The organism is Geodermatophilus sp. SYSU D00705 (assembly GCF_054050135.1).
In genome coordinates, this window is the sequence record NZ_JBJGYT010000030.1 from 25,228 (window position 1) to 43,739 (window position 18,512).

Genomic DNA, 18,512 nt, shown 5'->3' on the forward strand with positions numbered 1-18,512 from the left:
CCCCGTCAGCGGCGGCCCCGTGCGGCCAGCGACGTGAGGCCGGCCAGCAGCCGGCCGTAGGAGCCCGGTGCCAGCCGGACCAGCAGGTCGGGGACGACGGCGCTCCAGCCGACCAGCTGGCGGGGACGGCGCCGCTGCACCGCGGTGAGGACGATCTCCGCGGCCTTCGCGGGGTCCATCGTGAGCAGCTTGGCGAAGTCGCGCTTGCCCGCCTCCCCCTCCTCGACGGGCACGCCGGAGCCCACCCGCGCGTCCGCGGCGATCCGCGTGCGGATCCCGCCGGGGTGGACGCAGGTGACGCCGACCTCGTCGTCGGCCAGCTCGTGCCGCAGCGCCTCGGTGAACCCGCGGACGGCGAACTTGCTGGTCGCGTACGCCACCTGTCCGGCCGGCGCGATCAGCCCGAACAGGCTGGAGACGTTGACCAGGTGCGAGCCGGGGTGCGCCTTGAGCGCCGGCAGCAGCGCGTGCGTGAGCCGGACCGTGGCGCGCAGGTTGACCTCCTGCACCCACTCGAACTCCTCGAGGGTCACCTGGTCGAAGCGGCCGCCGAGGGCCACCCCCGCGTTGTTGACCAGCAGCGTCACCTCGGGGTGGGCCTCGGCGAGGGTGGTGGCCGCGCGCCGGGTGGCCTCGGCGTCGGAGAGGTCGACGACGTGGGTGGTGACCGCCAGACCGGGGTACGCGCTGCCGATGGCCCCGGCCACCGTCGCGAGCCCGGCGGCGTCCCGGTCGAGCAGGACCAGCGAGCTCCCGCGCCGGGCCAGGCCGTGCGCGAGGGCGGCGCCGATGCCACCGGCCGCGCCGGTGACGACCGCCGTCCCGCCGGCGAAGACGTAGGGGGCGAGGCTCACGCGGCGACCTCCTCGGTGGCCCGGGCCGGCGGGCGGGCGGTGAACCGGACGCCCTGGTCGGCCACCGGGCCGCGGCGCATGAGCAGCACGTCGCGCACGTAGTTCTGGTACAGCCGCCAGGGTGCGCGGGCGCCCTGCCGGGGCAGGGCGGCGACGCTGCGCTGGACGTAGCCCGAGGTGAGCCCGATGAACGGCTCCGTGCCGCCGCCCGGAGGGGCAACCGGCGTGCAGATGGCGTGTCCGTGCGCGGCCATGTGCCGCAGCAGCCGGCAGACGTAGCGGGCGACGAGGTCGGCCTTGAGCGTCCAGGAGGCGTTCGTGTAGCCGATCGTCATGGCGAAGTTCGGCACCCCGGAGATCATCATCCCCTTGTAGGAGACCCGCTCCGACAGCTCGACCGGCTCGCCGTCGACGGTGAGGGCCATGCCGCCGATCGGCAGCAGGTTCAGCCCGGTGGCGGTCACCACGACGTCGGCCGGCAGCTCGGCCCCGGACTCCAGCGCGACGCCGGTCTCGGTGAAGGTCGCGACCCGGTCGGTGACGACGTCGGCCTGGCCCTCGCGGATCGCGGTGAACAGGTCGCCGTCGGGCACCAGGCACAGCCGCTGGTCCCACGGGTCGTAGGGCGGCCCGAAGTGGGTCTCGACGTCGAACCCGGCGGGCAACTGCTTGCGGGCCAGCTTCTGGATGAGGGCCTTCATGGCGGCCGGCCGGCGCCGGCTGAACTGGTAGGAGGCCATGGACACCAGGACGTTCTTCCACCGGACCAGCGGGTAGACCGCCCGCGCCGGCAGCCGGCGGCGCAGGGTGTCGGCCAGCGGGTCGCGACCGGGCAGCGCGAGCACGTAGCTGGGCGTGCGCTGCAGCATCGTCACGTGCGCGGCGGTGCGCGCCAGCGTGGGGACGAGGGTGACCGCGGTGGCGCCGCTGCCGATGACGACGACCCGCTTCCCGGCGTGCTCGAGGTCCTCGGGCCAGTGCTGCGGGTGCACGATCCGGCCGGCGAAGCGCTCCTCGCCCGGGAAGCGTGGGCGGTACCCCTCGTCGTAGCGGTAGTAGCCGGAGCAGACCGACAGCCACGAGCAGGTCAGCCGCACGGTCTCGCCGGTGCCGGTGCGCTGCGCGGTCACCGTCCAGCGCGCCTCGTCGGTCGACCACTCGGCCGAGACGACCCGGGTGCCGAACCGGATGTGCCGGTCGACGCCGTGCTCGCGCGCGGTCTCCTGCACGTAGCGGCGGATCGACTCGCCGTCGGCGATGGCCCGCGCCTGCGTCCACGGCTTGAACGAGTAGCCGAGGGTGAACATGTCGGAGTCCGAGCGGACGCCGGGGTAGCGGAACAGGTCCCAGGTACCGCCGATGGCCTCCCGCGCCTCGAGGACGGCGTAGCTGCGGTCGGGGCACTCCCGCTGGAGGTGGCAGGCGGCGCCGATGCCGGAGAGCCCGGCGCCGACGATGAGCACGTCCACGTGCTCGGCGGGTGCGGTCATGTCGTTCCCCCTGGCTCGGCCGGTGACCTGCGCCACGGTAGTCGACACGTCGTCGAGGACGTCAACGACGCGTCGGCTCGTCGGTGCCGTAGATGGTGCGCAGCCAGACGGTGAGCAGCACGTCGATGAGCTCGTCCTCCCCCACGGCCGGCTGCTGGCCGGCGAGGGTGCCCTGGATGACCCGCTCGTTCATCCAGTTCAGCGCCGTGGCGAGGTCGCGCGCCGCCGGCCCGCCCGGCGCCGCACCGCGCGCCCGCTCCCCCTCGATCGCCGCGGCGGTCTCGGCGACGAACCCCTCCATGACCTGGGACCACAGCTCCCGCACCTCGGCGCTGGCGGCCAGCAGCTGGGTGGCGGCCGCGGTGAGGGCCCGGTGTGCGCGGAAGGTGTCGCGGACCGCGACCAGCGCCGCGCGCCAGCTCTCCCGCACGTCGTCGGAGGCGCCGGCCAGGGCGGCGGCGCGCAGCTCCCGGGCCTCGGCGACCACGCGGTCCAGCAGCGCCAGGACGACGGCCTCCTTGGAGGCGAAGTAGAAGTAGAAGGTGGGCCGGGAGATGCCGGCACCGCGGGCGAGGTCGTCGACGGAGATCTCCGCCGGCGACCGCTGCGCCAGCAGCGCCTCGGCGGTGGCGAGGATCGCCCGCTCCCGGTCGTCACCGGAGGGACGGCGGGCGCGGCGGCCACGGTCGGGTGCCACGCTGCTCACGGCAGCCGCCAGACCGTCGTCCGCCGCAGACCCGGCCCCTCGGTCTCCGGGATCTCGTAGACCGCGGCGGCGGCCAGCCGGTCGTGCGGCAGGTAGGGCCGCCCCGGATCGCCCACGTACACCTCGACCCCGCGGGCGCGGGCACGGTCGAGGAACGGCAGCACCCGTTCGGTCATCTCCCGGTCGTAGCAGACGTCCCCGGCCAGGACGACGTCGATGCCGGGCAGCTCGCGGCCGAGGACGTCACCGATCACGCTCACGCCGTCGATGCCGTTGAGGCCGGCGTTGACGCCGACCGCGGTGCGGCTGAACTCGTCGACGTCACTGGCCAGCACCCACCGGGCACCGGCCAGCCGGGCGGCGAGGGCGACCAGGCCGCTGCCGGCGCCGAGGTCGAGCACCGTCCGTCCAGCGACCACCTCCGGCCGGTCCAGGACGAAGCGGGCCAGCGCCTGGCCGCCCGGCCACGCCGCCGCCCAGAACGGCGGCGCCTCCCCGGCGCCACCGTCCTCGGTCTCCATCGCCTCCCACAGGGCGACGACGTCCTCGGCCACGTGCAGCCGCACCTCCGGGACCGACGACGGCCGTCGGACCTGGGTGTGGGTACGGACGAAACCGGACGGGACGACCCTCACCGCCCGACCGTCCCACACCCGGTCCCGAGACGGCTCGAGGGGCCGCCCCTGTCAGGAGCGGCCCCTCGAACGGGTGCCCGGTGCGGGACCGGGGCGGCGATCAGTACCAGTTGTGGGCCTGCGAGTGCGCCCACGCGCCACAGGGGCTGCCGTACCGGTTCTCGATGTAGATGAGCCCGGCGTCGATCTGGCGGTAGCCGTCGGAGGTCTTCGCGATGCCGGTGCCGGCCCAGGTGGAGTTCAGGAACTGCGGGATGCCGTAGGCGGTGCTGGTGGGGTTCTGCGCGTTGGGGTTCCAGCCGCTCTCCTTGCCCCACAGGTTCTCCAGGCAGCTGAACTGCTGGGCGCTGCCGACCTTGGACATCGCGTACTCCTTGAAGGAGCCGCGGGGAGCCGCGGCGGCCGCGGGCGCCGGGGCGGCGGCAGGAGCGGCAGCGGCCGCGGCCGCGGCCTGCGCAGCGGCGGCGGCCTCACGCTCGGCGGCCTCGCGGGCGGCCTGCTCGGCGGCGGCGGCCTCCGCGGCGGCGCGCTCGGCGGCCTCGCGCTCGGCGGCCTGGCGGTCGAGCTCGGCCTGGTCGGCCGCGGCCTGCGCCTGGGCGGCGCTGGCCTCGGCGGCCTGGCGCTCGCTGCGGGAGGCGGCGAGGTGCTGCAGCGGGGCCAGGTCGGCGGCCTCCGGGGTCGCCGCGGCCGCGGCGTCGGCGGTGATGCCGAGCTGCTCGGCCACGCTGACCGACTCGGTCCGGGTGGCGGTGGCCTCGGCGTCGGGCGCGCCGCTGGCCAGGACGTTGACCACGATCGCGCCGGCCGCGGCGGCGGCCAGGAAGAACGCGGGACGGCGGCCCTTGGCCGGCAGGCCGAAGCCGCGGCGGGAGGTGGTCTGGGGGGTGGCGGCGTCGGCGGCGGGGGTCGTGGCGGCGTCGACGGCGGGGAACTGCACGGTGCGGTCGTTCATCGAGTGGGGTGCTCCGGGGCGCGAGGGCGCCCGCGGGCCTGCCGACTCGTACGGAGGGCAGCCCGGGACGCGAGGGTCTACGGGAGGGGTCCGGCGGCGGTCAGTGACGCGCGCGGCCGGTCAACGGCGAGGCGGGATCAGCGGACCGAGGAAGAGGCGCGAGGTGCGCGTGGCCCGGGATCCCTGCGAGCCGGGAGGGCCCGTGGGCGAGGCATGCGGATGCTCTCCGTTCCTTCCATGGCCGCCTACCGAGTTAGCTGACGGGTTCGGGCGGGAAGGTGCCCTACCTGCTCGAGAGCAGGATTCACCCCAGTGCTTCGATGGGTCCCCGGCTCACGTCCGCGGGAGGCGGACACGACTCGGCGGCGTCCGGCCAGGCTCCCCGGATGGGGAAGCACGACCGACCGGACCCACTCACCGTACGGGCCGTTATCGTCCTGTGACAATCCCGTGGGCCCCATCCGTCACGTGACCCTCGTCGCGGGAGAGTTCTCGGCGGATCCGGAATACGCCCGGGGCGGCGCTGTTGCACGCAGCAGTAGTTGCGCTCTCAACCACTTGGAGCACGAGATGCAGTTCGGGATCTTCTCGGTCAGCGACCTCACGACCGACCCCACGACCGGCCGCACGCCCAGCGAGGCGGAGCGGATCAAGGCGGTCGTGGCCATCGCGAAGAAGGCCGAGGAGGTCGGGCTCGACGTCTTCGCCCTCGGCGAGCACCACAACCCGCCGTTCTTCTCGTCCTCCCCCACCACCACGCTGGCCTACATCGCCGCGCAGACCTCGACGCTGCAGCTGTCGACGGCGACCACGCTGATCACCACCAACGACCCGGTGAAGATCGCCGAGGACTACGCGATGCTGCAGCACCTGGCCGGCGGCCGCGTGGACCTGATGATGGGCCGCGGCAACACCGGCCCGGTCTACCCCTGGTTCGGCAAGGACATCCGTGACGGCATCCCGCTGGCCGTGGAGAACTACGCGCTGCTGCGCAAGCTGTGGGACACCGACGTCGTCAACTGGTCGGGGCAGTACCGCACGCCGCTGCAGGGCTTCACCTCGACCCCGCGGCCGCTGGACGGCGTCGCGCCGTTCGTGTGGCACGGCTCCATCCGCTCGCCGCAGATCGCCGAGCAGGCCGCCTACTACGGCGACGGCTTCTTCCACAACCACATCTTCTGGCCGCCGCAGCACACCCAGCGGATGGTCGAGTTCTACCGCCAGCGCTACGAGCACCACGGCCACGGCTCGGCCGACCAGGCGATCGTCGGCCTCGGCGGGCAGGTCTTCATGCGCAGGAACAGCCAGGACGCCGTCCGGGAGTTCCGGCCCTACTTCGACAACGCCCCGGTCTACGGGCACGGCCCGTCGCTGGAGGACTTCAGCCGTGAGACGCCGCTGACCGTCGGCTCCCCGCAGCAGGTCGTCGAGCGCACCCTCGGCTTCCGCGACTACGTCGGCGACTACCAGCGGCAGCTGTTCCTCATCGACCACGCCGGCCTGCCGCTGAAGACGGTGCTGGAGCAGCTGGACATCCTCGGCGAGGAGGTCGTGCCCGTCCTGCGCCGCGAGTTCGCCGCGCTGAAGCCCGCGCACGTGCCCGACGCCCCGACCCACGCCTCCCGGGTCGCCGCCCGCGGCGGGGCGAAGGACGCGACCGTCCACGCGGCCGCCGACAGTGTCACGGGGCAGGCGCGCGAGGAGGCCGAGGAGGTGGAGGTCCGATGAGCACCCGCACCCTCGCCGTCGTCAGCGCCGGGCTGTCGACCCCGTCGTCCACCCGGCTGCTGGCCGACCGGCTCACCGCCGCCACCGTCGACGCCCTCCGGGCGCGCGGTGAGGACGCCACGGTCGAGGTGGTGGAGCTGCGCACCCACGCCCGCGACCTGGCCGACCACCTGGTCACCGGGTTCGCGAACGAGTCGCTGCAGGCGGCGATCGACACCGTCGTCGGCGCCGACGGGCTGATCGCGGTGACGCCGGTGTTCTCGGGCTCCTACAGCGGCCTGTTCAAGACGTTCTTCGACGTCATCGACAAGGAGTCCCTGACCGGGAAGCCGGTGCTGCTGGGGGCCACCGCCGGCACCGCGCGGCACTCGCTGGTCATCGAGCACGCACTGCGCCCGCTGTTCGCCTACCTGCGCGCGATCGCCGTCCCGACCGGCGTCTTCGCCGCCCCGGAGGACTGGGGCGGCGGCGAGGGCGTCGACCGCGCGCTGGCCGCCCGGGTCGAGCGCGCCGCCGGCGAGCTGGCCGACCTCGTGGCCGGCCGGCCGGCGTCGGCCCGCCCGGCCGACCCGTTCGCCGACTTCACGCCGTTCGACGAACTGCTCCGCGACAGCTGACCGCGGACGACGGCGCCGGGAGACCTCCCGGCGCCGTCGGGTCGGGTCAGGTGGTGCCGCGGGTGTCCGTCCGCCGGTCGGCGCCGCGCTCGGTGGTCTGCCGTGCGACGGGCACGCCCTCCGGTGCGGCCGGCGCCCCTGACGGGACCGGCGCCGCCGGCGGCACGGCCGGCTCCGGCCGTCCCCGCAGCCGCGAGTACGGCAGCACGAGGCTGGCCAGCAGGACGACGGCCAGGATGACCGCCCACACGCCGCTGTACTGCGTCCAGGAGCCGGTGAGCAGCAGGAAGGCCGGCAGGGCCGCGGTCAGCACGCCGGCGACGATGGCGATCGCGCCGGTGTAGCGGGTGTAGTCCTCGCGCTTGAGCCCGAGGACCAGCCAGAACAGCCCCCAGAGCACGGCCCAGTAGAGCCAGATGACGCCGAACCCCGGGTCCCGCGGCTCGAAGTAGAAGAAGTTCAGGCCCGCGTACACCACCGCGCACACGGCGACGAAGGCGGAGAACCAGCCCAGCCCGGTGCCGTCGAGGTTCCCCAGCAGGTTGATCCCGACGTACAGGTAGGTGAAGCCGAACAGGTAGATGCCGCCCGCGAACAGGATCGCGGCCTGGTCCCCACCGGCGGTCAGGATCAGGTAGGTGGGCGTGAACACCTGCAGCGCGCCCACGAACAGGTTCAGCGGTGCCGCGGCGCGGGGGTCCACCCTGCCGAGGAGCATCAGGCCGTTGACGATCAGGACGGCCCCGACGTACAGCAGTCCGACGGCTCCCATGTGCAGTCATCTCCTCGGGTCCCGCGACGGTGCGGACGTCCCCCGTGAGGTGTGCCGGTGCGCAGACGTTCAGCGGCAACGATGGCGCCGCACCCCTCCCGCGTCAACGCTCCGCGTCGTCCTCGGCGAGCGCCTCGTCGAGGAGGGCGGCGAGGCCCTCGAGGGACCGGTGCGGCCCGTCGGTGCGCACCACCACGGGGTCGGGGACGGCGTCCTCGTCGTCGGTCACCGCCGCGGTCAGGTCGGCGGCGGTGCGCAGGGCCGCCTTGCCGAAGCGGTCGGCGGCCTCGTGCCGCGCGATCGGCGGGAGCTCGTCGGACACGGCGTCCTCCAGGGGGGTCGGTGGCGCACGCGGCCGCGTGTTCGGCGACCGCACCCCCGGGGTACCACCCTCCCGGCCTCGAACACCCGGCGGCCACGACGGAGGGGACTCGAGGGGGCCGATCGGTGGAGCACCGGGTCGAGGTGGTGTGGACGTGCCACCCGTGCGAGGTGGGTGGCCAGGACGCGCAGGAGGACGGCGATGCCGACCCGACCTGCTGGAACTGCGGTGGGCCGGTCGTCGTGACCGCCCGTCCCACCATCTGGCTCGCCTCCGAGCCGGACGCCGCCTGAGCACGGCGCCCGGCCCGGGACGGGCTCACCCGGCGCGGGCTCCCGCCCGCCGGGTGGTCACGAGCTGACGGCGCACTGACCGCGGTCGGCGCGCACCGGCCCCGACGCCGACGGCTTGATGTCGAAGTCGAAGATCGCCGTCGGCAGGTAGAGCGAGCAGCAGGCGTTCGGGATGTCGACGATCCCGCTCACCCGGCCCTCGATCGGAGCCGAGCCCAGCAGCAGGTAGGCCTGCTCGCCGGAGTACCCGAACTTCTCCAGGTACCGGACGGCGTTCAGGCACGCCCGCTTGTAGGCCAGCGTCGCGTCCAGGTACTTGTTCGTGTTGCTCTCGTGGTCGACCGAGACCCCGATGAACGTCAGGAACTCCGAGTAGCGGGGCTCGACGTTGCCGGGCATGAACACCGGGTTCGTGGTCACGCCGTAGGTCTCCATGCCGCCCTTGATCAGGTCGATGTGGAAGTCGATGAACCCGCCCATCTCGATGGCGCCGCAGAAGGTGATCTCGCCGTCGCCCTGGCTGAAGTGCAGGTCGCCGCCGGAGAGCTTCGCGTCCTTGACGTGCACCGGGTAGAAGACCCGCGAACCGCGGGAGAAGTTCTTGATGTCGTGGTTGCCGCCGTTCTCCCGGGCCGGCACCGTGCGCGCGCCGTCCCGGGCGATGCCGTCGAGCACGTTGCCGGACGCCGTCCCGCCGAGGGTGTTCTCGGCCAGCGGCGGGAGGGCCAGGGGCGGGACCCGGTCGGGGTCGGTCGCGATCAGCGCCCGCTCGCGCTCGTTCCACTTCGCGAGCAGGTCCGCCGACGGCGCCGTGCCGAACAGCCCGGGGTGGGTCAGGCCGGTGTAGCGCACCCCCGGTAGGTGCCGGGACGTCGCGACCTGGCCCTGGAAGTCCCAGATCGCCTTGTAGGCGTCCGGGAAGTAGTCGGTCAGGAAGCCACCGCCGTTGACCTTGGCGAAGATGCCCGTGTAGCCCCAGCCCTGCCCGGGGGCGTCGCCGAACTCCTGCGGCGCCTGCACCGGGCCCAGGTCGAGGATGTCGACGACGAGCAGGTCGCCCGGCTCGGCGCCCTCGACCCCGATCGGCCCGCTCAGCATGTGGGCGTGCGTCAGGTCGACGTCGCGGACGTCGTTGGCCGAGTCGTTGTTGCCGATCTGGCCGTCGGTCCACTCGCGGCACTCGACCCGGATGCTCTGTCCGGGGCGCACCATCGTGGCGACCGGGACGTCCGGGTGCCAGCGGTTGTGGCCGGGTACGGCCTGGTCCCTCATGGACTTGGCCTGGTCGACGGTGAACACCACGTCTGGCATGTCCCCACTCTCCGATCTGCGTTGATGGTGAGCGCCGGCCCGCGGGAAGACGGGCCGTCCGTGGGGGACGCGGGCCCGCAGCCGTCAGGGCCGGGGCAGCGCGTCCCATCGCGGGTTCCGCGGCGCCGGGCGGCCGGCTGCGCGCGGGACCTCCGTCGTGACCGTGGGCGCGTCCCGGCTGGCCTCCTCGCTCAGCCGCGCGGCGGCCACCGGGGCGGCCGTGCGGCTGAGCAGAGGGGCGGTGTAGACGCGCCGGCCCACCGCCCCGCAGGCGGGACACCGGGAGGTGCTGTCCGCGGTGCCGATGGGACGGCGGACCTCCCACGGGCCGCAGCTGGGACACCGGTAGACGTAACCCGCCATGGAGGTCCTCCGGGGCTCGGGACCACAGGTGAACGCGGAAGCTAGCGGCCCCTGGCGTCGCGCGGAGCCGGTGGACGCCCGTCCGACCCCTCCGATCGCGGCACCACGCGCGTCGCCACCCCGGGCTCAGGAGGGGTGACCCCCGGTGGGTTCAGCCGGTGGCGTCGGGCGAGGCCGGGGCCGAGCCGCCCTGCGGGGCGCGTCCCTCCATGAGCGCGCTGATCGCGGCGCGGTCCTCCGCCGAGGGCATGCCCCAGCCCGGCCGGTAGTCGTACACCTCCGCCAGCGGGGTCGAGCTGGTGCGCCCGTCGAGGACCTCCACCGCGTCGGGGCCGATCAGGCCCGGGTGCAGCACGCCGCAGGCCTCGGAGACCTTGAACAGGTCCCGGCGGAGCGTGTCGATGTAGTTGGCGGCGCGCACCGACTTCAGCGCCGGGTCCAGCCCGTGGGCCAGCCAGGGGTTCTGGGTGGCCACCCCGGTCGGGCAGGTGTCGGTGTGGCACTTCTGCGCCTGGATGCAGCCGATCGCCAGCATCGCCTCGCGGCCGACGTTGACCATGTCGCAGCCGAGGGCGAAGGCGACGATCGCGTTGTCCGGCAGCCCGAGCTTGCCCGCGCCGATGAAGGTCACCTGTTCGTGCAGCCCGGCCCGGGCGAACACCGAGTAGACGCGGGCGAAGCCGAGCTGGAAGGGCAGCGACACCGAGTCGGTGAAGATCAGCGGCGCGGCCCCGGTGCCGCCCTCGCCGCCGTCGACGGTCACGAAGTCCACGCCGCGGCCGGTGCGGCTCATCTGGTCGGTCAGCTCGTGCCAGAACGCCATGTCGCCGACGGCGGACTTGATGCCGACCGGCAGCCCGGTCTCGGCGGCCAGCAGCTCGACCCAGTCCAGCATGCTGTCGACGTCGGAGAACTCCGCGTGCCGCGACGGGCTCACGCAGTCCACCCCCTCCGGGACCCCGCGGGCGGCGGCGATCTCCGCCGACACCTTCGCCGCCGGCAGCACGCCGCCGAGGCCGGGCTTGGCGCCCTGGCTGAGCTTGATCTCCAGCGCTCGCACCGGGGCGGAGGCGACGAGGCCCTTGAGCCGGGCGAGGTCGAAGCGGCCGTGCTCGTCCCGGCAGCCGAAGTAGGCGGTGCCGATCTGGTAGACCAGCTCACCGCCGTTGCGGTGGTGCACCGAGATCCCGCCCTCGCCGGTGTTCTGCAGGCAGCCGGCGAGCGCGGCGCCGCGGTTGAGCGCCTCGACGGCGGCGCCCGACAGCGAGCCGAAGCTCATCGCCGAGATGTTCACGACCGACGGCGGGCGGAACGCCCGCGCCCGGCCGCGCGGGCCGCCCAGCACCTTGGCCGACGGCAGGGCGACGTCGTGCGCGGACATGGGGGCCGACGTCGGGACGGCGGCCCCGAACGTCTTGTGGTTGATCACGGGATAGCCGGCGGTGTACTCGAGGTCGTTGTCGGTGCCGAACCCGAAGTAGTTGTTCGCCTTCTTCGCCGAGGCGTACACCCAGCGGCGCTGGTCACGGGTGAACGGCCGCTCCTCGTTGTTGCCCGCCACGAGGTACTGGCGCAGCTCCGGGCCGATCGCCTCGATCAGGTAGCGCGCGTGGCCGACCACGGGGAAGTTGCGCAGCAGCGTGTGCTCCCGCTGCAGCAGGTCGCGGGCGGCGACGCCCGCGACGGCGGACAGGGCGGCAGCGGCGGCGGCACGGGCACCGCGCCTCACGACGCGGCCCCCCTCGGTCGGGCCGCTCCGGGTCGGGTTCCAGGATCGCTCGCGGGCACGGTTCCTCCTCGGTCTCGGGGGTCACTCCGGGTGGGTCTGCGGGTCGTCGACCGCGTCGAGCGTGGCCAGGACGTCGGTGAGCGCCCGGGTCGAGCGGTCGACCAGCGGGCGCAGCCGCGCGTAGACCGCGACCTCCGCCGGGTCGGGCACCACCGGGTCGCCGACCTCGACCAGCGCGGTCGCGGCGTCCAGGTCGGGCAGCTCGCCCAGGGCGTGCCACGCCAGCAGGCAGGCCCCCAGGCCCGTCCCCTCGGGGGACTCCGCCACGCGCACCGGCAGGTCGAGCGCGGCGGCCAGGGTGCGCACCCACAGGGACGACGCGACGGCACCGCCGGTGGCCCGCACCTCCCGCACCGGCAGGTCGGTCGCGGCGAACGCGTCGCGGACCAGGGCCAGCTGCTGGCAGACCCCCTCGACCGCTGCCCGCACCAGGTGCGGCCGGCGGTGCTCACGGCGCAGCCCGACGTAGGCCCCGCGCAGGCCCGACCGCCACCACGGCGCCCGCTCCCCCAGCAGGTAGGGCAAGCAGAGCAGCCCGGCGCTGCCGGCCGGCACCCCGGCCGCCTCGTCGAGCAGCCGGGCGTCCAGGGCGTCGGCGTCCTCCCCCTCGGGGTCCGGGGCGTCGAACCCGGCGGCCAGCGCCCGCGCGGCCCACCGCACCACCGAGCCGCCGTTGTTGACCGCGCCGCCGACCACCCAGGCGTCGTCGGTGAGCGCGTAGCAGAACAGCCGACGGTCCCGGTCCACCGTGGGCCGGGGGACGACGACCCGCATGGCCCCGCTGGTGCCGAGGGAGACCGCCGCGACCTCCGGCCGCACCGCCCCGATGCCGAGGTTGGCCAGCACGCCGTCGGAGGCGCCGACGACCACCGGCAGGTCGGCGGGCAGGCCGGTCGCCGCGGCCACCTCGGGGCGCAGCCCGGGCAGCACCGCCGTGGTGGGCAGCACCTCCCCGAGCTGGGCCGCCCGTACCCCCGCGATCGTCATCGCCTCGTCGTCCCACCGGCCGGTGGCGAGGTCGTAGAGGCCGGTGGAGGAGGCGCACGACCGGTCCAGCACGTGCCGGCCGCCGTGCAGGGCGGCGACCACGAGCTCCTTGACCCCGCCCCAGCGCGGGGTGCGGGCCACCAGGTCGGGGTCCTCGGCCCGCTCCCAGGAGAGCTTCACCAGCGGCGACATGGCGTGCACCGGCGTCCCGGTGCGGGCGTGCAGGTCCGCGGCGCGGCCGTCGGCCACCAGCTCCCCGGCCCACCGGGCGGCCCGGTCGTCGGCCCAGGTCACCAGGGGCCCGAGCGGCACCCCGGCGTCGTCCATGGGCACCAGGCCGTGCATGGCGGCGCTGAGGCCGACCCCGACCACGCGGTCGCCGCGCTCGCGGGCGCGGGCGGCGACGGCGGCGAGCGCCTCGACCGCGGCCGACTGCAGCTGCCGGGCGTCGAGTTCGGCGCGGCCGGGCGCGGGCACCTGCAGCGGGTAGCCGACGCTGGCGACGTCGCGCACCCGGCCGTCGGTGCCGGCGGTGACCGCCTTGGTGGCCGTCGTGCCCGAGTCGAGCCCGACGACGACGTCCACCTCGACCCCCTGACCGGCCCCGTGGCCCTGCCGCGATCGTGCTCGGCGCGGGAGGCGGGCGCCAGCCGGGCGCTCAGGAGGCCAGCTGCTGCACCGGCGCCGGCGGCTCGGAGCGCTCCGACGGCTCCGCGGGCCCCCCGGGCTCCTCGGGGTCGGGCTGCTCGTGCACCCGGGCCTCGGCCAGGAGGCCGGTCAGCGTGCCGACCGCGTCGTCGAGCTGCTCGGCCAGCCGCCGCACGGCCCCGCGGGCCTCACCGGTGAGCCGGTCGTACTCCGCCCGGGCCTCGGTGAGCAGCCGGGTCCGCTCGGCGGCGGCCTCGGCGCCCAGCCGCTCCCGGTCCGCGCGGGCCTCCGTTGCCAGGCGCTCCCGCTCCCCGGCGGCCTCCAGGGCCAGCCGGTCGCGTTCGGCGGCGGCCTCGACGATCAGCCGGTCGGCCTCCGCGGCGGCCTCCTGCAGCCGGGTGACGGCCTCCGCGCGCGCGGCGCGTGCCTCCTCCTCCGCCCGCTGGCAGTCGGCGAGCGCGGCCTCCTTGATCTCCGTGGCACGGCGCAGCAGGGCGTCGGCCTCCGCGCGGGCCTCGGCGCGCAGCCGGTCGGCCTCGGCCGCCCCGGCCTCGGTGAGCCCGGCGGCCTCGTCGGCGGCCAGGCGCAGGATCTCGCCGATCCGCTCGGAGGTCTTCAGCAGCTCGCGGCCCTCGGGTGAGCAGGCCAGCAGCCGGCGGGAGATCTCCAGCTCCGCCGAGCAGGTGCCGTAGCGGGACAGCAGGTCGTCGTTCTCCCTGCGGATCGCGGTCAGCTCGGTCTCGGCCCAGGCGACGTAGTTGTCCACCTGCAGCCGGTCGTAGCCGCGCAGCGCCCCCCGGAACAGCGGCCGCCCCTCCAAGATGGTGTCGAGGTCGCCGGCCAGGTTGGGGCGCCTCACCTCGTCCGCGGACGCCGGCGCGTCGGCCGGCCGGGCCTCGTCGGTGTCCACGACCTCGTTCCGTCCGAACACCGGGGCCTCCCTCCTGACCCGACGTGCGGTCGGAGCCGTGGCCTGGCTGCCGCACGCCCGGCCAGCTCGATGTCGTGCTGGTGGTCGCACGGTCCCACCGCGCGGGCGCGCGGAGGGCCCCCCGGGCGCGGCCGGAGGGGGCCCCCGGCGTAGCTCGGCTGCCCGTACCGGAACGGCTACGACCGGTGAGGCGGGCGCCGGGTCAGCGGTAGGCCGACCCGCCCCGCAGGCGGGCGCCGACGGCCACGTGCAGCGGCGCGAGGACGACGCCGTCGCGGGCCAGCCGGTCGCGCAGCTGCCGCCGGTGCCGCAGCACCCCGGCGAACCCGATCGCCCAGAACACGTACTGGACGGCGAAGGCGGCGCGGAAGGCGTCCAGCGAGTAGTCGGTCGAGCCGCCGGGGGTGAGCACGTCCAGGACCGCCCCGACGGCGAGGATGGTGAGCAGCGAGGCCACGAACCCCCCGACGTTCACCACGCCGCTGGCGCTGCCCTGCCGCTCGGCCGGGTTCCAGGTGCGGGCGAAGTCGAAGCCGATCATCGACCCCGGGCCGTTGGTGCCCAGGACGACGACCAGCAGCACCAGCAGCGGCAGCGGCGCCGGACCCGGCCACAGCAGGACGACGGTCCACGTCGCCGCCGTGAGCGCGAGGATCGAGAACACCAGCACCGACCGGCGCAGCGGCCAGCGCCCGCACAGCCGGCCCAGCAGCGGGCCGACGAGGATGCCGACCACGACGAGCAGGGTGAGCAGGCCGGCCGCCGTCGCGGGGCTGCGCCCCTCCCCCACCACGAGGAACGGGTAGCCCCACAGCAGCGCGAAGACGGTGCCGGAGAACTGGGTGACCAGGTGGGTGTAGAGGCCGATCCGGGTGCCCGGCTCCCGCCAGGTCAGCACCAGGCTGCGGCGCACCTCCGACAGGCCGCTGGGGGTGGCCAGCTGCGTGCCGGGCGGCGCGTCGCGCAGGGCGACGACGACGAGCACGGCGACGAGGACGCCGACGGCCGCGGCGCCGAGGAACGTGGTCTCCCACGACGTCGAGTGCAGCAGGGTCACCAGCGGGTAGGCGGCGACGATCTGCCCGAACTGGCCGAGCATGCCGGTCAGCTGGGTGATCAGCGGGACCGTGGGGCCGGGGAACCAGAAGCCGATCACCCGCAGCACGCTCACGAAGGTCATCGCGTCGCCGGCCCCGACCAGCACCCGCGCCGCGACGGCGGTCGGGACGTCGCCGGCGAGGGCGAGCAGCGCCTGGCCGGCGGCCATGGTCAGCGCGCCGGCCAGGATCAGCCGGCGCGAGCCGAACCGGTCGAGGGCGACACCGACGGGGACCTGCATGCCCGCGTAGACGACCAGTTGCAGCACGAGGAACAGCGAGACCGCCGAGGCGCCCGCGGAGAACCGCTCCTGCGCCTCCACCCCGGCGACACCGAGGGAGGCGCGGTGGAAGACGGCGACGGCGTACGCGGCCAGCGCCACCAGCCACACCGTGTAGGCGCGGGCCGTCGGGCGGGTGGCGGTCGGCGAGCTCACCCCAGGGACGACGTCCGGCCGGCCCGGAGGCTTCCGGCGCGGGGCCGTGAGATCCCTCACCACCACCGCCCCGCGGCCGGCCCGGGGGTCCCGCCACCGCCCTTGACCGGCCCCGATCCCGGCTCCTAGCTTGTGTGACCCAGGACACACCGGCGGTTGCGCCGGTCACTCCCGCTCCCGCGATCCCGGGCAGCCGGGTCGCGGGTCGCCCCCGGCCTCGACGAGGAGGACCCGACCCCATGACGCAGACCGCGCCCACCCCGCAGGAGACCGCTGCGGCCGACACCCCCACCCGCCGGGTGGACGTCGTCGTCATCGGCGCCGGCTTCTCCGGCATGTACATGCTCCACCGGCTGCGGCAGCTCGGCTGCTCGGTGCAGGTCTTCGAGGCCGGTGACGGCGTCGGCGGCACCTGGTACTGGAACCGCTACCCCGGCGCCCGTTGCGACATCAACAGCCTGGACTACTCCTACTCCTTCGATCCCGAGCTCGAGCAGGAGTGGCACTGGACGGAGAAGTACCCGACCCAGCCGGAGATCCTCCGCTACGCCGACCACGTGGCCGACCGGTACGACCTGCGCCGCGACATCCAGTTCCGGACCAGGGTCACCGAGACGGTCTGGGACGAGACCGCCGAGCGCTGGACGGTCCGCACCGACCAGGGCGACGAGGTCGCGGCCCGGTACCTGGTCCACGCCTCCGGGTGCCTGTCGATCTACAAGAAGCCGGAGGTCCCCGGACTGGAGAGCTTCCGCGGCGCCTGGTACCACACGGCCCGCTGGCCGCACGAGGGCGTGGACTTCACCGGGCAACGGGTGGGCGTGATCGGCACCGGCTCCTCGGCGATCCAGAGCATCCCGCTGATCGCCCAGCAGGCCGCCGACCTCTACGTCTTCCAGCGGACGCCCAACTTCGCCATCCCGGCCAACAACCACGACTTCCCGGCCGGTCAGCAGGAAGCGGTGAAGGCGCGCTACCGCGAGCACCGGGAGCAGGCCCGGATGTCGATGCTCGGCGTGCCGTACGAGATGCCGGACAAGTCCGCCCTCGAGGTGGACGAGGAGGAGCGGCGGCGCCGGTACGAGAACGCCTGGTCCAACCCGGAGAACATCCTCGCCGACATGTACCTGGCCTTCAACGACACGCTGGTGGACCAGGCGTCCAACGACACCGCCTCGGAGTTCGTCCGGGAGCGCATCCGCCAGATCGTCCGGGACCCGGACGTCGCCGAGACGCTGTGCCCCAAGGACTTCCCGATCTGCACCAAGCGGCTGTGCGTCGCCACCGACTACTACGAGACCTACAACCGCGACAACGTGCACCTGGTCGACCTGCGCAAGACCCCCCTCGTGGAGATCACGCCGAGTGGGATCCGGACGACGGAGCGGGAGTACCCCCTCGACGCCCTCGTGCTGGCCACCGGATTCGACGCCCAGACGGGGGCGCTGACCTCGATCGACATCCGCGGTCGGGAGGGCCTGTCGCTGAAGGAGAAGTGGGCCGCGGGGCCCCGCAGCTACCTCGGCATCACCGTGGCCGGCTTCCCGAACATGTTCATCATCACCGGGCCCCAGAGCCCCTCGGTGTTCACGAACATGATGACGGCGATCGAGCAGCACGTGGAGTGGATCGGCGACTGCATCGCCCACCTGCGCGAGCGGGGCGTGCCCACCATCGAGCCCACGATCGAGGCCGAGAACGAGTGGGTGGCGCACAACGAGGAGGTCGGCAACGCCACCCTGTTCCCCACGGCGAACTCCTGGTACATGGGCTCGAACGTGGAGGGCAAGCCGCGGGTGTTCATGCCCTACATCGGCGGGCTCGGCCCCTACCGGCAGCGGTGTGACGAGGTGGCCGCCAAGGACTACGAGGGCTTCGTCCTCGCCGGGTGAGTGATCGACTCCCCTCCCGGACACGACTAACCGTGCACGTCGGCGGGCAGGAGGACCGCGTCCGCCGGGGCCAGCCGGCCCCGGTCGCACGAGACCGTCCGACGAGAGGAGCGCCTCCATGGCGTCCGTCATCCACTACGAGATCGCGACCGAGGCCGAGAAGTACGCCGACTTCCGCCGGGTCCTGTGGACCGGGAAGAACACCCAGCTGGTGATCATGACGATCCCGCCGGGCGGGGAGATCGGCGAGGAGGTCCACGAGGACATCGACCAGATCCTCACCTTCGTCAGCGGCACCGGTGAGGCGCGGATCGCGGGCAGCAAGAAAAAGGTGACGCAGGGCGACCTGGTCGTCGTGCCCGCCGGCACGAAGCACAACTTCGTGAACACCGGGCCCAACCCGCTGGTCCTCTACACGGTCTACGGCCCGCCGGAGCACGCCGACGGCGCGGTGCACAAGACCAAGGAGGAGGCCGACGAGCTCGAGGAGGCCGGCAAGGACGAGCCGCCGACCCAGTGAGGCCCGGGTGGGGCCGCCGCACCCGCGGCGGCCCCACCTCCAGCACCTGCCGACGAGGAGGCCCCGTGCGTGCCCTGCAGATCACCGGCTGGCAGAGCGACCCCGAGTTCCGCGACCTCGAACCACCACGGCCCGGGCCCGGCGAGGTGCTGGTCCGGGTCGGCGGCG

At 74.4% G+C, this 18,512-nt stretch carries 18 protein-coding genes and 1 riboswitch; of the genes, 5 read left to right on the top strand and 13 right to left on the bottom strand.

Features of this window, described 5'->3' with window-relative positions; translation table 11 throughout:
- Positions 1-5: 5 nt before the first annotated feature.
- From ACI78Q_RS18980 to ACI78Q_RS19000, 5 genes are all read right to left on the bottom strand, one after another.
- A complete protein-coding gene (locus tag ACI78Q_RS18980; protein ID WP_456924995.1) occupies positions 6-854 on the bottom strand; it encodes an SDR family NAD(P)-dependent oxidoreductase in 849 nt (282 codons plus the stop codon).
- The gene (locus ACI78Q_RS18985) at positions 851-2,344 is read right to left on the bottom strand and encodes a flavin-containing monooxygenase (protein ID WP_456924996.1); all 1,494 of its coding nucleotides are present in this window, start codon (positions 2,342-2,344) and stop codon (positions 851-853) included. Before ACI78Q_RS18985 ends, ACI78Q_RS18980 begins: the two co-directional genes overlap by 4 nt.
- Positions 2,345-2,405: 61 nt before the next feature.
- Entirely contained in the window at positions 2,406-3,041 is a 636-nt protein-coding gene (locus ACI78Q_RS18990) for a TetR/AcrR family transcriptional regulator (protein ID WP_456924997.1), read from the bottom strand.
- Positions 3,042-3,046: 5 nt separating this feature from the next.
- Positions 3,047-3,685 (bottom strand): class I SAM-dependent methyltransferase, encoded by a 639-nt coding sequence (locus tag ACI78Q_RS18995; RefSeq protein WP_456924998.1) that lies wholly within the window; start codon positions 3,683-3,685, stop codon positions 3,047-3,049.
- A 100-nt stretch (positions 3,686-3,785) separates the two neighbouring features.
- Entirely contained in the window at positions 3,786-4,637 is an 852-nt protein-coding gene (locus ACI78Q_RS19000) for an aggregation-promoting factor C-terminal-like domain-containing protein (RefSeq protein ID WP_456924999.1), read from the bottom strand.
- A 227-nt stretch (positions 4,638-4,864) separates the two neighbouring features.
- A riboswitch (cyclic di-AMP (ydaO/yuaA leader) is annotated at positions 4,865-5,012 on the bottom strand.
- A gap of 195 nt (positions 5,013-5,207) precedes the next feature.
- On the opposite strand from ACI78Q_RS19000, the gene ACI78Q_RS19005 reads away from it, so the two are divergent.
- Both ACI78Q_RS19005 and ACI78Q_RS19010 read left to right on the top strand, forming a co-directional pair.
- Complete coding sequence (locus ACI78Q_RS19005; protein WP_456925000.1) at positions 5,208-6,365, top strand: LLM class flavin-dependent oxidoreductase; 1,158 nt, start codon at positions 5,208-5,210, stop codon at positions 6,363-6,365.
- Positions 6,362-6,982 carry an FMN reductase gene (locus ACI78Q_RS19010; RefSeq protein ID WP_456925001.1) on the top strand — a complete coding sequence of 207 codons (621 nt, stop codon included), beginning with the start codon at positions 6,362-6,364 and terminating at the stop codon, positions 6,980-6,982. The genes ACI78Q_RS19005 and ACI78Q_RS19010 overlap by 4 nt, the downstream gene beginning before the upstream one ends.
- Positions 6,983-7,028: 46 nt before the next feature.
- Here the strand turns inward: ACI78Q_RS19010 and ACI78Q_RS19015 are convergent, their stop codons facing one another.
- Complete coding sequence (locus tag ACI78Q_RS19015) at positions 7,029-7,754, bottom strand: AmiS/UreI family transporter (RefSeq protein ID WP_456925002.1); 726 nt, start codon at positions 7,752-7,754, stop codon at positions 7,029-7,031.
- Positions 7,755-7,857: 103 nt separating this feature from the next.
- The gene (locus ACI78Q_RS19020) at positions 7,858-8,076 is read right to left on the bottom strand and encodes a hypothetical protein (protein WP_456925003.1); all 219 of its coding nucleotides are present in this window, start codon (positions 8,074-8,076) and stop codon (positions 7,858-7,860) included.
- A gap of 125 nt (positions 8,077-8,201) precedes the next feature.
- Here ACI78Q_RS19020 and ACI78Q_RS19025 point away from each other — a divergent pair, with 125 nt between their 5' ends.
- Complete coding sequence (locus tag ACI78Q_RS19025; RefSeq protein ID WP_456925004.1) at positions 8,202-8,369, top strand: hypothetical protein; 168 nt, start codon at positions 8,202-8,204, stop codon at positions 8,367-8,369.
- Between the two features lie 57 nt (positions 8,370-8,426).
- On the opposite strand, the gene fmdA is transcribed toward ACI78Q_RS19025, so the two are convergent.
- The 6 genes from fmdA to ACI78Q_RS19055 form a co-directional block, all read right to left on the bottom strand.
- Positions 8,427-9,680, bottom strand: a complete 1,254-nt coding sequence (gene fmdA / locus ACI78Q_RS19030; RefSeq protein ID WP_456925005.1) for a formamidase — start codon at positions 9,678-9,680, stop codon at positions 8,427-8,429.
- Between the two features lie 84 nt (positions 9,681-9,764).
- The gene (locus ACI78Q_RS19035) at positions 9,765-10,043 is read right to left on the bottom strand and encodes an FmdB family zinc ribbon protein (RefSeq protein ID WP_456925006.1); all 279 of its coding nucleotides are present in this window, start codon (positions 10,041-10,043) and stop codon (positions 9,765-9,767) included.
- Between the two features lie 151 nt (positions 10,044-10,194).
- Positions 10,195-11,772: an FMN-binding glutamate synthase family protein gene (locus ACI78Q_RS19040; RefSeq protein WP_456925007.1), complete on the bottom strand. Its 1,578-nt coding sequence runs from the start codon at positions 11,770-11,772 to the stop codon at positions 10,195-10,197.
- 81 nt (positions 11,773-11,853) lie between these two features.
- Positions 11,854-13,404, bottom strand: coding sequence for a gluconokinase (locus ACI78Q_RS19045; protein WP_456925008.1), 1,551 nt, complete (start codon positions 13,402-13,404; stop codon positions 11,854-11,856).
- Positions 13,405-13,477: 73 nt separating this feature from the next.
- Positions 13,478-14,398, bottom strand: coding sequence for a hypothetical protein (locus ACI78Q_RS19050; protein WP_456925009.1), 921 nt, complete (start codon positions 14,396-14,398; stop codon positions 13,478-13,480).
- Between the two features lie 202 nt (positions 14,399-14,600).
- A complete protein-coding gene (locus tag ACI78Q_RS19055) occupies positions 14,601-15,932 on the bottom strand; it encodes an MFS transporter (protein ID WP_456925010.1) in 1,332 nt (443 codons plus the stop codon).
- A gap of 239 nt (positions 15,933-16,171) precedes the next feature.
- Here ACI78Q_RS19055 and ACI78Q_RS19060 point away from each other — a divergent pair, with 239 nt between their 5' ends.
- Entirely contained in the window at positions 16,172-17,824 is a 1,653-nt protein-coding gene (locus ACI78Q_RS19060) for a flavin-containing monooxygenase (protein WP_456925011.1), read from the top strand.
- 118 nt (positions 17,825-17,942) lie between these two features.
- Positions 17,943-18,344, top strand: coding sequence for a cupin domain-containing protein (locus tag ACI78Q_RS19065; RefSeq protein WP_456925012.1), 402 nt, complete (start codon positions 17,943-17,945; stop codon positions 18,342-18,344).
- Positions 18,345-18,512 lie beyond the last annotated feature (168 nt).